Origin of the sequence: Anditalea andensis (assembly GCF_000714815.1) — a bacterium.
Taxonomy (GTDB): domain Bacteria; phylum Bacteroidota; class Bacteroidia; order Cytophagales; family Cyclobacteriaceae; genus Anditalea; species Anditalea andensis.
On the sequence record NZ_JMIH01000019.1, the window covers coordinates 18042 to 31652 of the forward strand.

General features: G+C 37.6%; 16 protein-coding genes. 8 read left to right on the forward strand and 8 right to left on the reverse strand.

Annotated features, from left to right (window positions below; translation table 11 throughout):
- Window positions 1-7: 7 nt before the first annotated feature.
- Window positions 8-424 carry a Fur family transcriptional regulator gene (locus EL17_RS11580; RefSeq protein WP_035074125.1) on the reverse strand — a complete coding sequence of 139 codons (417 nt, stop codon included), beginning with the start codon at window positions 422-424 and terminating at the stop codon, window positions 8-10.
- 230 nt (window positions 425-654) lie between these two features.
- On the opposite strand from EL17_RS11580, the gene EL17_RS11585 reads away from it, so the two are divergent.
- Both EL17_RS11585 and EL17_RS11590 read left to right on the forward strand, forming a co-directional pair.
- Window positions 655-1134: a low molecular weight protein-tyrosine-phosphatase gene (locus EL17_RS11585; protein ID WP_035074127.1), complete on the forward strand. Its 480-nt coding sequence runs from the start codon at window positions 655-657 to the stop codon at window positions 1132-1134.
- A complete protein-coding gene (locus EL17_RS11590; protein WP_035074129.1) occupies window positions 1127-1999 on the forward strand; it encodes a fructosamine kinase family protein in 873 nt (290 codons plus the stop codon). Before EL17_RS11585 ends, EL17_RS11590 begins: the two co-directional genes overlap by 8 nt.
- Here the strand turns inward: EL17_RS11590 and EL17_RS11595 are convergent.
- Entirely contained in the window at window positions 1996-3285 is a 1290-nt protein-coding gene (locus tag EL17_RS11595) for an aspartate kinase (RefSeq protein ID WP_035074131.1), read from the reverse strand. The two genes, EL17_RS11590 and EL17_RS11595, sit on opposite strands and share 4 nt — an antisense overlap.
- Window positions 3286-3343: 58 nt before the next feature.
- On the opposite strand from EL17_RS11595, the gene fbp reads away from it, so the two are divergent.
- Complete coding sequence (fbp, locus tag EL17_RS11600; protein WP_035074133.1) at window positions 3344-4390, forward strand: class 1 fructose-bisphosphatase; 1047 nt, start codon at window positions 3344-3346, stop codon at window positions 4388-4390.
- Window positions 4391-4442: 52 nt separating this feature from the next.
- Here the strand turns inward: fbp and EL17_RS11605 are convergent, their stop codons facing one another.
- The 5 genes from EL17_RS11605 to yihA all read right to left on the reverse strand — a co-directional run bounded on the left by EL17_RS11605 (window position 4443) and on the right by yihA (window position 9019).
- Entirely contained in the window at window positions 4443-5333 is an 891-nt protein-coding gene (locus EL17_RS11605; protein WP_051719962.1) for an ATP-grasp fold amidoligase family protein, read from the reverse strand.
- Between the two features lie 125 nt (window positions 5334-5458).
- On the reverse strand, window positions 5459-6259 hold the full coding sequence (locus EL17_RS11610) for an ATP-grasp fold amidoligase family protein (RefSeq protein ID WP_051719963.1): 801 nt from the start codon (window positions 6257-6259) through the stop codon (window positions 5459-5461).
- Between the two features lie 115 nt (window positions 6260-6374).
- The gene (locus EL17_RS11615; protein ID WP_051719964.1) at window positions 6375-7145 is read right to left on the reverse strand and encodes an ATP-grasp fold amidoligase family protein; all 771 of its coding nucleotides are present in this window, start codon (window positions 7143-7145) and stop codon (window positions 6375-6377) included.
- Between the two features lie 754 nt (window positions 7146-7899).
- Window positions 7900-8352: a DUF5606 family protein gene (locus tag EL17_RS11620; RefSeq protein WP_035074135.1), complete on the reverse strand. Its 453-nt coding sequence runs from the start codon at window positions 8350-8352 to the stop codon at window positions 7900-7902.
- A gap of 58 nt (window positions 8353-8410) precedes the next feature.
- On the reverse strand, window positions 8411-9019 hold the full coding sequence (gene yihA, locus EL17_RS11625) for a ribosome biogenesis GTP-binding protein YihA/YsxC (protein ID WP_035074137.1): 609 nt from the start codon (window positions 9017-9019) through the stop codon (window positions 8411-8413).
- Window positions 9020-9142: 123 nt separating this feature from the next.
- On the opposite strand from yihA, the gene ubiE reads away from it, so the two are divergent.
- The 5 genes from ubiE (at window position 9143) to EL17_RS11650 (ending at window position 13010) form a co-directional block, all read left to right on the forward strand.
- On the forward strand, window positions 9143-9865 hold the full coding sequence (ubiE, locus tag EL17_RS11630; RefSeq protein ID WP_035074139.1) for a bifunctional demethylmenaquinone methyltransferase/2-methoxy-6-polyprenyl-1,4-benzoquinol methylase UbiE: 723 nt from the start codon (window positions 9143-9145) through the stop codon (window positions 9863-9865).
- A complete protein-coding gene (gene porT, locus EL17_RS11635; protein ID WP_035074141.1) occupies window positions 9814-10602 on the forward strand; it encodes a type IX secretion/gliding motility protein PorT/SprT in 789 nt (262 codons plus the stop codon). Before ubiE ends, porT begins: the two co-directional genes overlap by 52 nt.
- A gap of 122 nt (window positions 10603-10724) precedes the next feature.
- Window positions 10725-11483 (forward strand): SDR family NAD(P)-dependent oxidoreductase, encoded by a 759-nt coding sequence (locus EL17_RS11640; RefSeq protein ID WP_035074143.1) that lies wholly within the window; start codon window positions 10725-10727, stop codon window positions 11481-11483.
- Window positions 11480-12247, forward strand: coding sequence for a M15 family metallopeptidase (locus tag EL17_RS11645; protein WP_035074144.1), 768 nt, complete (start codon window positions 11480-11482; stop codon window positions 12245-12247). Before EL17_RS11640 ends, EL17_RS11645 begins: the two co-directional genes overlap by 4 nt.
- A gap of 13 nt (window positions 12248-12260) precedes the next feature.
- Window positions 12261-13010, forward strand: a complete 750-nt coding sequence (locus EL17_RS11650) for a ThuA domain-containing protein (RefSeq protein ID WP_051719965.1) — start codon at window positions 12261-12263, stop codon at window positions 13008-13010.
- Here EL17_RS11650 and EL17_RS11655 read toward each other — a convergent pair.
- Window positions 13007-13489, reverse strand: coding sequence for a cytidine deaminase (locus EL17_RS11655; RefSeq protein ID WP_035074146.1), 483 nt, complete (start codon window positions 13487-13489; stop codon window positions 13007-13009). The genes EL17_RS11650 and EL17_RS11655 overlap by 4 nt on opposite strands.
- Window positions 13490-13611: the final 122 nt, after the last annotated feature.

The window sequence follows — 13611 nt, forward strand, 5'->3', positions numbered from 1 at the left end:
ATATATTCTATTGTACTTTTTGGCCTTTGATCACGATGGATATTTCATCGATTTCAAAATCCTCTATTTTATGCTTTTCAAAGAAATCTTTTAGCATAAGTTCTAATGCTTTATTTTGATAATCAGATATCTCATTGGTCTTCCTGCAATAGATGTGGCTGTGTGCTTCCAATATTGCATCAAACCTCATCACACCTTTGTTATCAACGAATTTCTGGATCAAACCAGCATTGACAAAGGTATCCAAGGTCTTATAGACCGTACCTAAAGAAATCGAGGGATTTTGGGTTTTTATGGAATCAAAAACATGTTCAGCTGTAGGATGGTTTTCTGCATCTACTATGGATTTATAAATCACCATCCTTTGATGGGTAAATTTTAATCCACTCTCTGAAATGATGTTTTTTACTTTATTAATATTCATTTGCTACAGAGAATGATTCTCATTAAAGAATCGTTCCACAAAATTAAAAAAATTTATGATTCAAAAAAAATCATTGAAAATTTATTTTTCAAAGTAAAACTTAAAAGAAATTCTGTAAATTTAATCTTGCATCGGTTTAACCTGATTGGCATTGCTTGTACAGAAAGCTTCTTATATTTTCTATATTAAACTATTTCTCGACCAGAGACCTTCTGATTAAGTTCGTCATTATGATCAAAGTTTTATTTATTTGTTTGGGAAATATCTGCAGATCCCCTTTAGCGGAAGCGATATTTAACCACAAGATAAACCTGCGCGGATTAAATAACCGATTCTCGGCGGATAGCTGTGGGACTTCAGATTACCATATCGGAGAACTCCCCGATGAACGGACTATCCGCTGCGCAAATAAATACAACATCAGCCTGAATCACCGCGGACGCCAGCTTAACAAGCTGGATTTTAAGACTTTCCATTACTTGCTGGTAATGGACAAATCGAATATGAAAAAAGTGCATGAATACATGGATGCAAATGGCCTCGACCACCCAAAAATTTATATGTTATGCGACCTAGAATGCAAATCTCCTGTAGAAGTGCCCGATCCCTATTATGGAGTGGAAGAAGATTTCAATAATATGTATACCATCCTGGATGAAGCCATAGATAAACTCCTTGACAAAATAATGAAGGAAGCGGTCCATGTTTGATCAGCAGGATAAATATCACAAAATACTCCTAGAAGTATTAGGTAACCCTGTCACAATACATGAGGTAAAATTAGTAGCTGCCGGTAATTTAAACCAGGCAATATTCTTATCTACAGGCGGGGGTGACTTTTTCCTTAAAACAAATTATTCGGAACACCCTGACATATTTGAAAAAGAAGCATTGGCGCTGGAATTTTTGAAGCCCAAAACTTCCTTACATATTCCATCTGTATACGGCTTTGGAAAATTAGATGACCTGAACTACCTCATCACTGAGTGGATTCCAAACAGTAGGAAAACCCCTGATTTCTGGAAAGATTTAGGATATGGGCTAGCACAGCTACACATGGTCAGTGCTAAGAATTTTGGCATGGACCATGATAATTATATCTCTCATCTTCCCCAGATCAATACACCGAAAAAAAAATGGAGCGAATTTTTTATTTCCTTTAGATTGGAACCTATGCTAACAAAGGCTTTTTATGACGGGCTCATAACAAAAGCATTTATGGAACGATTCAGAGGAATATATGATAAACTACCATCAATATTTCCTAACGAAATCCCTTCACTATTACATGGAGACCTATGGTCAGGCAATGTAATGGGATCCGGCTCTGGCGGTCCGGCGCTGATCGATCCGGCCATTTACTTTGGTCAAAGAGAGGTAGACCTGGCATTTTCAAAATTGTTTGGAGGGTTTGAAAGCGGCTTTTACGATGCCTATCACGATGTATTTCCTCTTGAGCCTGGCTTTGATGATAGGGTTAGATTATACAACCTTTATCCTTTACTTGTTCATCTCAATCTCTTTGGGCAAAGCTATCTATCACCAATTGAAAAAACCGTCAGGCTTTTACTTTAAGACATAGCAGTATCCACCATTTTTTCGAGGTATGCGATTTGATATGAAGTTCTAGTTCGCTGCTCGAGGAGAATTTCTCGCCCCTGTTCATGTAGTTCTATAAGTTCTCTGGTATAATGTAAAATAGTCAACAGCTGTAAGCCCACATTGTATTTGAACTGGAACTCTCCTTTTATTTCTCTTTTCCATAGCTCAATATTGAAAAATTCTTTATCAATACAAATGGATATGCTGACTGCGGATGTTTGTATTAAATTGATCTTCAGCTTTAATTTGTTCAGCAATCCATAAACATACTGAAGGTGTTCCCCGCTGATGAAGGTCAAGTCTCTCACCCATAAAGTGACCAAAACCTGGTTTTCTTTTGTAATGATAGTTGGAATTTCAGGCTTTAAAGAGGAGTTAGTGATTAAAGTTCCACTTTGATCAGGTTCCAAAAATGACTTCACCCATAAAGGGATGCTTTTATTTGCCAAGGGCTTTATGGTTTTGGGATGGATAACGTTGGCCCCGTAAAAGGCCATCTCTGCAGCTTGGTGATAGTCTATTTCATGGAACAGAACTGTAAAATCATTTTTTTTTGGATCTGCATTTAAAACTCCCGGAACATCTTTCCATATAGTCACAGAAGTAGCCGCTGTGCAGGCAGCTAATATAGCCGCTGTATAATCCGATCCTTCCCTACCAAGGGTGGTAGGATAGCCTGAATCACTCCATGCTATAAAGCCCTGAGTCACCACTGGATACTTCTTTAGCTTGGGCAAAAGAATTTTCTGACAGTTTTGATAAGTTTTTTCCCAATTGACCTTGGCGTCTCTATGATTTTGATCTGTAAATATAAGCTCTCGGACATCTTGCCATAAGCAGTATAGTTTCTGGTCACATAAATACTCTTGAACCATCCTCGTAGCAATGAGCTCTCCGAAACTTACCACCTCGTCATAGAAAGCATCCTTATCGCTTCCTTTAAATCCCCTGGCCATTATCCGCTTCAGATGAGCAAAATGATTATCTACATGAGCAAAAATCAAATGACCATCCTCAAATAAATCGTGGCAAATTTCCATATGAAGGTTTTTTACAATTGTAATATTTGAAGAATAATCTTTTTGTTCATATTTCAAATTTAAAATATTTTCTAACAGATTAGTTGTTTTACCAATTGCCGAAATTACAATTATCGGGGGATTTCGCAATCGATTGTTTAAAATGTTATACAGGTTTTTGAACCCCATAGCATCTTTTACTGCAGCTCCACCAAATTTGAATACAAATGTTTTTGACATATAAATTATTGTTGTAATTTAAGTGAACCAATAACCAATAATAGGATTTTTCAAATATATGCGTACTAAGCCTTACATACAAGACAATTCAGCTTTGGGGTATTCAGTAGGAATAACCTTAGACAGATTTATCAAAAGTAAACAAGATGATTTTCCCTTTGCCTCGGGAGAGTTATCACAACTTTTAAGGGATATAGCTTTGGCCACAAAGATAGTGAATAGAGAAATCAATAGGGCCGGCTTATCAAATATAGGAGGGGCATTTGGCCAGACCAATGTACAGGGTGAAGAACAGCAAAAACTCGATGTGGTAGCTAATATACGTTTTACACGAGCCCTGACCAAAGGTGGGGAGGTTTGTGCCGTAGTCTCTGAAGAAGATGATGAGGTCATTGATCTTCAAAACAACAGCGGAAAATACGTAGTAGCCATAGATCCATTGGATGGCTCATCCAACATAGATGTAAATATTTCCATTGGGACTGTATTTTCCATTTACCGAAGGGTCACACCGCTGGGCAGCCCTATACAACCTGAAGATGTGATGCAGCCAGGAAATAAGCAAGTAGCCGCTGGCTATGTCCTGTATGGATCATCTACCATGCTGGTGTATACTACAGGCCATGGGGTAAACGGATTTACCTATGAAAATTCTCTGGGTGAATTTTTCCTTTCTCATCCGGACATTAAAGCGCCGGAAACCGGAAACGTATATAGTATAAACGAAGGACTATATTACCAAATGGCAGAAGGTTTGAGAAATTTTGTGTGTGATTGTAAAAAGAAAAACTTCAGTGCCCGATATATTGGCAGTTTAGTAGCAGACTTTCACAGAAACTTACTTAAAGGGGGCATATATATATACCCAGGTACAGATAATAATCCTCAAGGAAAACTGAGGCTTTTATATGAAGCCAATGCTCTGGCTTTTATCGCTGAGCAGGCTGGAGCAAAAGCCACAAACGGCATAGATAGGATACTGGATATGGTACCGACCAGCCTCCACCAGAGGACCCCACTTATCATAGGTTCCAGGGATTTGGTCCAGGAAGCTGAATCATTTTTAAATGGTAAAAAAGAAGCTTTCACAGAAAAATTTCAATAATTAACACCGACCCAAAATCAAAAAGTCTCCTGAGGGAGACTTTTTATTTAAATTAATGCGGCATAAATACTTCGTCGGGCCATTTGAATTTTTCCCCTAATTTTTCATCCCAATAGTCAGGTTCCATTCTTAAATTACCTGCTGCCCCGGAGAATGTCATCTCTCCAAAATAAATAGTATTTTCAAAAAGATAGAGGTCAACTCTGGCATACGCAAATGGATTGGCTAATTTCTTAGCAATAGTAAGCAAGTCTGCCAGTTTTTCAGGCCTCTTCAAAAGTTCTTTATTGGTGATAGGTTCAGATCCTTCCCTTCTAAAAGGCGCTTCTGTCCAGTCCTCCAAATAGAAGGATTGCTTGATATTTACAGTCCTTTCATCCATTACCTGTATAAAAATATACGGAGGTTCTCCATCATGTCCTGAGAACACATGGATTTTATAATCAGCGGGTGAATGGCCATCCTTAAGAAGTGCTTTTTCAGCGATCAGTCTCCTATTTATATTTTGATAATGTTTTTCATGATAGATTTTGGAATAATCAATTTTAAGCCATTCATTAGCTTGTTCCACAATATCAGGAATCGATTCTACACTTTTATCTTTAATGACCATATTAAAACCTGCACCATGATTAGCTTTTAGTACAAAGCTATCCGGAAGAAGCTGGACATCCTTTTCAGTAATCTCCTCAAAATACCCATAAGTTGGTATTAAATATTGCTCACCTATCACGGATTTAACATATTCTCTAACCCTGACTTTATCGGCCAATTCAGAAAATATAGGTAAAGGTTTAATCAGTCTACAATAAAGCTTCTCCGTAAAGGTCTTGGGATGTAGGAAATTGGGAAATTTATGAAATTTTCTGTAATACTGAAGGTACAGCTTTAACGCTTGGGGGGAGCGGCGTTCTATACCATACATAATCTGGTTAATTTTCATTTTCAAAAGCTGTTATTTCTATATTACAGGCAACAATCCATTTATGGTAGCCTATCAGTTACTATTATAGAAAATACCTGCTTACAAAACTTATACCACCTCGAGTATATTTTATTACCGTTACTTTAAGTTATATTTTGCCGGCACCTCTCAGGCCAATCAAACATTTGGCCTAACTTCTTATCCCAAGAAGTAGGGCTTAGGCTAACACTACCAGCACCTGGGGTAACTGTCATTTCCCCGAAGTATATCCTGTCTTCAAACAGATACAAATCAACCCTCAAATAGCTAAAAGGGCTCGCTAACTTCTTGGCGACACTTACCAATTCTTTCAACTTTTTAGGTTTAGTTAAATTTTGCACTGAATCTATTTCTGACACATTTGCCTTAACAAATTTAAACGGTGCCGGCCTCCAGTCTTCCAAATAAAAAAAATGTTTGAGCATATCGCCGTTTCTTTCCATCAGTTGAATAAAAACGAAAGGATCTTTATCTTGGTTATTAAAAACATGTACCTTATAATCAAGGGGGGGCTTATTTTCAGACAGTAATGCCTTTTCAGCAAATAGCTTTGGTGCTATCATCAAATAATGCCTTTCATTGTACCTTTTAGAATAATCCATCCGTAACCATTCATTGGCTTCGGAAACCATGTTTTCGAGGGTCAGCGTGGTTTCTTGTTTTTTATCTGCAACTATCCTATTGAAACCCGCACCGTGATTTGCCTTTAAAACAAATGAATTGGGCAATGCCTCCAAATCTTTCAAGGTCAATTCATCAAAAACGTTATATATGGGTATCAAATAGGGTTTACCTATCATTTTCTCTACATAACCCCGAACCTTTAACTTGTCAGCTAAATCTGAGAATACGGGCAATGGATTGAATAATCTACAATAGATTTTCTCTGAATAGGAACTAGGCATGTATAAATTCGGAAACTTATTGAACCGTTTACGATATCTAATAAACATCATAACTGAACAGGGAAGCTTGCTTTTAAAGCGTTGGATCAACTTATTAAAAGGCATACCGGTTACTTTACAAACTGAATCTGTCTGGCCAACTAAACATTTTTCCAAGTTCCATATTCCATATTTCCGGTTCTATGTTCATATTACCGGCAGCATGTGAAAAAGTGATCTCTCCAAAATATAATTTGCCTTCATATATATAAAAATCGACTCTGGCATAACTGAAAGGTTTAGCCAAAACTTTAGACGCATTAATCAGTTCATTTAAAATCGCAGGTTTGGCTAATAATTCTGGACTCTCTATATCTCCTACTCCCTTTCTTCGCAGTTTAAAAGGAGCAGGGTCCCATGATTCCAAAAAGAAGGCATTTTGCATTTTACCTCCACATTTTGCCATTACCTGTATGAACAGATAATCTTCTTCCCCTTCCGGCCTGTTGAAGACATGAACTTTATAATCTGTAGGCGATTTACCTTCTACCAATAGGGCTTTTTCAGCTATAAGTTTCGGTATAATCTGGCCATAATGTTTTTCAAAATACCGCTTGGAATAATCGATAGAAAGCCAATGGTTAGCTTCACTCACTAATGAAGAAATCGACTCTTGGCTTTTATCTGCTACTACTTTATAAAATCCTGCACCATGATTAGCCTTCAGCACAAAAGAAGAGGGAAGTTCATTTAAATCTTCCTCGGTCAAACTGTCATATACTCCATATAAAGGGATCAAATACTCAGGGCCCAATACTCTTTTAACATAATTTCTTACCTCTACTTTGTCAGCTAACTGAGAAAATATAGGCAATGGGTTCATGATCCTGCTATATAGCTTTTCCATAAATGTCTTTGGAAAAAACAAATTAGGGACTTTGTTAAATCTCCGATAATATTGTATATGGAGCTTTATAGCCGTCGATGAAATCCGCTCTATGTTATCTAGTATTCTATTCATATTCCCTTAAAAAGTAATAATGGCATATATAAAGACACCTGTGTTAATTGATCGTTATAACTGCTTTTTCTGTAAAACAACATAGCCTGTCATCTGACATGAATCAGACCTTATAATTTATGCCCATATACAGAATATTGCTATTGCAGATGAAATAACCTATTCAACTCCTTTATCACAATATTAAGTTTGAAGATTTAAACTGACTGCTAAACTACAAAAATTATTATATAAATCCCATTTTTGATTATTTTTCTTGCGCAAATAATTAAAAAACAAAATATGGTGTTTTACGATACCTAACAAAAAAATTAACATTTAAGCCACTAGAACTATATTTTTTCCATCCAAAAATGTAAGTAATTAATCTACTATTATAACAGTTGGCTTTTATAAGAAATGGATTAAGAGCATTATTTAATAAAAACAAATTTTGCTATATAGCTATAAAAGATTTTTAAAATCAATGTATAAAATCCCCTTTCATTTTTTATAAATCTACATCAATTAATTACTGACCTGCTCATCAGGGTGAATCGCGTGATCAATTTGGTAAAATACAATAAGTATATATCATAATGAAAAGAGCTGCCCGTTTACATATTACAGGCAGCTCTCATAATGGTATACCCACTATCTATTAATCCTCGGTATTCTCATCCTTTTCTTCAGAAATGGACTCGTCTTTAGAACTGGAGTCCTGAAGTGATTCCGGACTATATTTCCTTAGGATATTATACCAGCTTACCAGTTTCTTGATATCACTGGAATAAACCCTGGACTCATCATAGTCAGGCAGAACATGCTTCAGAAAAGCCTTCAGTTCATCTGGATCTGCACTTGTAGTAAGGCCCAAATCACCGTCAAACTCCTTTTCTATTGTTTTCATCACCTCTTCCAAAGATGTGGCCCCTTCTTCATTCATGGTATAAATGGAAATTTCACTTAGTATCGAGACTCTGTGGCTTGCTCCTACTACTAACTTCCCCTTTTTTTCATCCATGGATTCGAGGATGACGCCACTTCTGCTGGGTTTTAAAATTTTATATAAGCCAGGTTTTCCTGCTACAGTTGCTATTTCTTTAAATTCCATTGCTGTTAATTTTTTATTAGGGTTGCAAATATACTGGTTAGGTTGTAATGCCCAATACTTAATTACGCTCTGAGTAAAAATCTTCTGTCACTGCACCTACAAATTCAAGCACCTCATCCCTCCCCTGCTTATCCTCAGCAGAGGTTACAAAATAAAGCGGAGCTTCTTCGTATATCTCTTGAGTAGCCTTTATAAACGCATATACATTTGCCAGGGTCTTGGTTTTTGATTGTTTGTCGGCTTTAGTAAATATAAGAACGATGGTCACGCCATTTTCAGCGCACCACAATATAAACTCCAAATCATTTTTCTGTGGCTCCAGCCTGCTATCGATCAGTACAAAGGTAACTTCAAGGTTTTCCCGTGAGGTGAGATAGCCTTTAATCATTTTGTCCCAGTCTCCTTTTATAGATTTACTGACTTTGGCAAACCCGTATCCCGGAAGGTCCACCATATACCATCTTTCATCAATTACAAAATGATTGATCAACTGCGTTTTACCAGGCCTTCCTGAGGTTTTTGCTAAACTTTTATTATTTGTCAGCATATTGATCAGGGAGCTTTTGCCTACATTTGACCGTCCTATAAATGCAAATTCTGGTTTATTGGGAGTAGGGCACTTCGTGTGGTCGGTATTACTTACTAAAAAAGAAGCTTTTTTGATCATGGCATAAATATTTTTCACAAAGGTAAGGCTTTCCTTACAAAATAGTGGGATCAATTAATCTTTAACATTTTTCCGATGCTCAAGTTTAGTTAGTAATATTACGTTCTAATCAAGTAAATTCAGATGGCAGTAGTACCTTATAAAGATAAAAACGATGGCAAAAAGGCTCAGGTAGCCACCATGTTTAACAATATTAGTAAAAGATACGATCTCTTAAATCATGTGCTCAGCATGGGCATTGATATCATCTGGAGAAAAAAAGCCATCAAACTGTTAAAAAATGACCAGCCCAAACTCATACTGGATATAGCTACAGGTACAGGGGATTTTGCTATAGAAGCTTTGGCACTTCATCCTGATAAGGTTATAGGGGTGGATATCTCTGAAGGTATGCTAGCCGAAGGAAAGAAAAAGCTGAAAAAGAAAAAACTGGAGGACAAAATAGAACTCCAGATGGGTGATTCGGAAAAGCTGCTGTTCGAGCAAAATAAATTCGATGCGGTGATCGTTTCCTTTGGAGTAAGGAATTTTGAAAATCTGGAAAAAGGTCTGGCAGATATGTACCGGGTGCTAAAGCCTGGAGGTAAGACTGTTATTATAGAATTTTCCAAGCCCAAAAAATTTCCCATGAAGCAGACATATAATTTTTATTTCAAATTTATCCTTCCTCAGATCGGTAAAATTGTATCTAAAGATAATTCTGCTTATACTTATTTACCTGAATCCGTTCAGGCATTTCCAGATGGAGAGGATTTTCTTCAGGTACTTAGAAAAGTAGGCTTTAAAAACACGCAATGCACACCGCTCACATTTGGGATAAGTTCGATATACATAGGAGAAAAATAGGGTTCACCCTGCTTTTCCTCTTTATTTTTTTCAACAGCTACAGTCAAAGGCCACTAAGCGAATCTGGTCAGGATGATGCTTTTATATCCTATGGTTTCTTTTTGGCCGGACATACCAATTCTTTTAGGATCAGGTATTCTGATGCCTTTATGGACCCAAACAGGGGGATCAACCAAAACCTTCCACAGCTACAAAATATCCACAGTATCCAACCGGTGTTTTCTCAGGGATTTTCGTTGGGATTTCTTACTACTTTAAGACTACATGACCAGTTCAATTTATTATTTACCCCAAAAGTGGGCTTCTATGAATACCGTACTGAGGTAAATTATTTCACTAGAACTGATATCATAGATCCAGAGGGTAAAATATATATTGAACCTGTATCTCATGTATCTGAGGCTACTCTGGTAGAATTTCCTCTCCTGCTTAAATATAAGTCTCAGAGGTTCAATAACACACGCATGTATTTTATAGGAGGAGCCAATGCCCAGTTCAGAACCAAAGGGCAAGAGGAAGCTAATGAAGACAGCTTGGTCATACTGGGAAGTGATCTGGCTTTGGAGTTAGGAATGGGGTTTGACATATATTTTGAATACTTTAAATTCTCTCCGGAAATAAGATTTTCCCATGGTTTAAGGAACCTATATAAGGCTTCTCATACAGACCCCATGTTTGCAGAGGCCATAACCGATATCAGGATGAAGACGATAACCATTTACCTTAACTTTCAATAAAAAACCATTTTTTAGAATCTTTGACTTTTTTAGTATGGGTAAAAATCTTTAAATTGTTTTCAGAAACTCGTTTTAGCAGGTATCGCTGTATATAATTAAGATGATGCCCATCCAGTCAATCCATGAAAAATAAAATCGCATTTATCACCGGAGCTAGCTCCGGCATAGGGAGAGCTAGTGCCCTAGCACTAGCTGGCGCAGGTTATGACATCATTGCCTGTGGCAGAAGAGAGGAAAGATTATTAGCTCTAAAAAAAGATCTTCCCCAAAATGTTGGATACACCCATTTAATATTTGATGTCAGAAATAGGGATGAGGTAAGAACTGCATTTGAATCTTTGGATGAAAAATGGAAGCAAATTGACCTTTTGATCAATAATGCAGGAAATGCACACGGTCTTTCTCCCATTCAGGAGGGGGATATGGATGATTGGGATGCGATGATAGACATCAACGTCAAAGGACTTTTATATGTATCAAAACAGATAATGCCAGGCATGATCGAGCGCAAGTCGGGGCAAATCATCAATATAGGGTCAATAGCAGGAAAAGAAGTGTATCCAAACGGCAATGTCTATTGCGCTTCTAAACATGCCATAGATGCCCTTACCAAAGGCATGCGGATTGACTTAAACCCATACGGGGTTAAAGTCATGGGCATACACCCGGGATTAGTCGAGACAGAATTTTCCGTAGTGAGGTTTAAGGGGGACGAGAAAAGGGCCAATTCAGTCTATCAAGGATTTCACCCTCTTCAGGCTGAAGATATAGCTGACATTATAGTTTTTGCAGCTACCCGCCCAGCACATGTAGTGATGGCAGATATAGTCGTATTACCTATAGCCCAGGCAAACAGCACCATACTCCATAAGCAGCTATGAGGTATGTGTATATACTTTCTTCTTTACTCCTGCTTTCCTGTCAGCAACCCAAAGAAGAATCCATTTCAGCGGAGTCTCTTGGCCATGATCTGTATGAACTTGATGAACTAGCATCCGAATCTATGAATTTCTCAGAAGAAGCTCAATTACTGACGGACTGGGACAAAAGATTTATCGATGCTGGCCTGACTAACATTCAGGATATCCTACCAGATGTATTGGTAGATTTAAAATACTCCAGTACTGATAATTTTTTTGGCCAAGATGTATATGATGATTTGGAAAATGCCTATTTGCAGCCCGAAGTAGCAGCTATGTTATTAAAAGCGCATGAAAACCTACAAGAAAAAAATCCCAGCTTCACTTTTCTCATTTATGATGCCGTCCGCCCCAGGACAGTACAGCAGATCCTGTGGGATAATCTGGACAAACCGGATAGCTTAAAGCCTCTATATGTAGCAGACCCAAAGGTAGGCAGCCTGCATAACTACGGGGTAGCAGTAGACCTCACGCTGGTGGATAAAAAAACACGGCTACCGCTAGATATGGGCACCAAGTATGATTATTTTGGATACCCGGCATACCCGGACAGGGAAGCACAAATGCTCAAAGAAGGCAAAATTACCCAGAAGCACATTGATAACAGAAAGCTGCTCAGAGAAGTGATGCTAAGTGCGGGATTTACAGGGATCGGAAGTGAATGGTGGCATTTTAATGCTTTCTCACGAAAAGAAGCGAGCCTAAAATACGAAATTGTACCTTAAATATTCTCCTGAAATGAAAATACACCTCGTCATCCTCTTTGCCTTTCTGCTTCCATCTATAGGACTAGCCCAAAAAATGCAATTCAATGCCTTAACTTTCAGTAAAACAGAAGGATTCAGGCATGAATCTATAGAAGCTGGTACCAACGCTTTAAAAAAGCTGGCAGCAGAGAATTTTTTCAAACTAGACCATACTGAAGATGCTAGCCTGTTCACTGAAGATTATTTAAATAATTATGATGTGATCATCCTGCTCAATACGACAGGGGATATTTTTAATGCAGATCAGAGGGAGGCTTTTAAGAAATTTGTCCAAAGCGGAAAAGGTGTCGTAGGAGTACATAGTGCTACTGATACAGAATATGACTGGCCATGGTATACCGAATTGATAGGCGCACAGTTTGAAAGCCATCCTCATATCCAGACAGCTAGGGTTCAGACCGTACATCAACATCCATCCACTTATCATCTTCCCAAGATCTGGCTTTGGACAGATGAATGGTACAATTTTAAACATTTTAATGATAAAGTTATCGTACTGCTGGAATTAGATGAAAGCTCTTACGAATCCGGCAAAGAAGAAAAGAGAAGCCACCCCATCTCATGGTACCATGATTATGATGGAGGGAGGGTTTTTTATACAGGACTGGGACATGATCCACGTATATATGAAAACCCTGTTTTCATCAGGCATTTATTGGGAGGCATCTGGTACGCAGCCAAAAAAGATATGAATGTAGTATCTCCAGTAGATGGTTTTTAACCATTTAAATCATTAAATTTAAATGGCAAAAGTTCATCTATACTGTCAACCTTATATATTTCATCATTTGGGGCCAACATATAGATCTCTATAGGCTCGGAATATCTTTGCTCATATTCGCTTATGGTCTGCCGGCAAAGCCCGCACGGCGTCACGTAAGCAAAGTTTTTTTCATTCCTTCTCTTGGCTGCCACAGCTAATTTAAGAGGTTTTGATTTTGGATAACGTGCATGGGCATACCCTAATACTACCCTCTCAGCACATATGCCTACAGGGAAGGAGACATTCTCCTGATTATTGCCTGACAGTATCTCTCCATTGTCCAAAAGTAAGGCGGCTCCTACCATAAAATTCGAATAGGGAGCATAAGCCTGTGATGAAGCAGATCTTGCCATATAGATCAAGGTCTTGATTTCTTCATCAAGCTGATCCCAATGAAAAACTTTCAGGGTTACTGTTTTTTGTATTTTATTTATCATGAGCTACATTTAAAAAGGGATTCAAATTATAAAAAAAATATTACAATAATTAGAATTAATATGTAATTTAAATAAAATTTTTTAGGCTTCGTTAAATTTACCATCTTCATGTAATACGTTTT

Coding starts and splice junctions, on each gene's coding strand:
- EL17_RS11580 (WP_035074125.1), bottom strand. CDS start 424: ATGAATATTAATAAAGTAAAAAACATCATTTCAGAGAGTGGATTAAAA.
- EL17_RS11585 (WP_035074127.1), top strand. CDS start 655: ATGATCAAAGTTTTATTTATTTGTTTGGGAAATATCTGCAGATCCCCT.
- EL17_RS11590 (WP_035074129.1), top strand. CDS start 1,127: ATGTTTGATCAGCAGGATAAATATCACAAAATACTCCTAGAAGTATTA.
- EL17_RS11595 (WP_035074131.1), bottom strand. CDS start 3,285: ATGTCAAAAACATTTGTATTCAAATTTGGTGGAGCTGCAGTAAAAGAT.
- fbp (WP_035074133.1), top strand. CDS start 3,344: ATGCGTACTAAGCCTTACATACAAGACAATTCAGCTTTGGGGTATTCA.
- EL17_RS11605 (WP_051719962.1), bottom strand. CDS start 5,333: ATGAAAATTAACCAGATTATGTATGGTATAGAACGCCGCTCCCCCCAA.
- EL17_RS11610 (WP_051719963.1), bottom strand. CDS start 6,259: ATGCCTAGTTCCTATTCAGAGAAAATCTATTGTAGATTATTCAATCCA.
- EL17_RS11615 (WP_051719964.1), bottom strand. CDS start 7,145: ATGGAAAAGCTATATAGCAGGATCATGAACCCATTGCCTATATTTTCT.
- EL17_RS11620 (WP_035074135.1), bottom strand. CDS start 8,352: ATGGAATTTAAAGAAATAGCAACTGTAGCAGGAAAACCTGGCTTATAT.
- yihA (WP_035074137.1), bottom strand. CDS start 9,019: ATGATCAAAAAAGCTTCTTTTTTAGTAAGTAATACCGACCACACGAAG.
- ubiE (WP_035074139.1), top strand. CDS start 9,143: ATGGCAGTAGTACCTTATAAAGATAAAAACGATGGCAAAAAGGCTCAG.
- porT (WP_035074141.1), top strand. CDS start 9,814: ATGCACACCGCTCACATTTGGGATAAGTTCGATATACATAGGAGAAAA.
- EL17_RS11640 (WP_035074143.1), top strand. CDS start 10,725: ATGAAAAATAAAATCGCATTTATCACCGGAGCTAGCTCCGGCATAGGG.
- EL17_RS11645 (WP_035074144.1), top strand. CDS start 11,480: ATGAGGTATGTGTATATACTTTCTTCTTTACTCCTGCTTTCCTGTCAG.
- EL17_RS11650 (WP_051719965.1), top strand. CDS start 12,261: ATGAAAATACACCTCGTCATCCTCTTTGCCTTTCTGCTTCCATCTATA.
- EL17_RS11655 (WP_035074146.1), bottom strand. CDS start 13,489: ATGATAAATAAAATACAAAAAACAGTAACCCTGAAAGTTTTTCATTGG.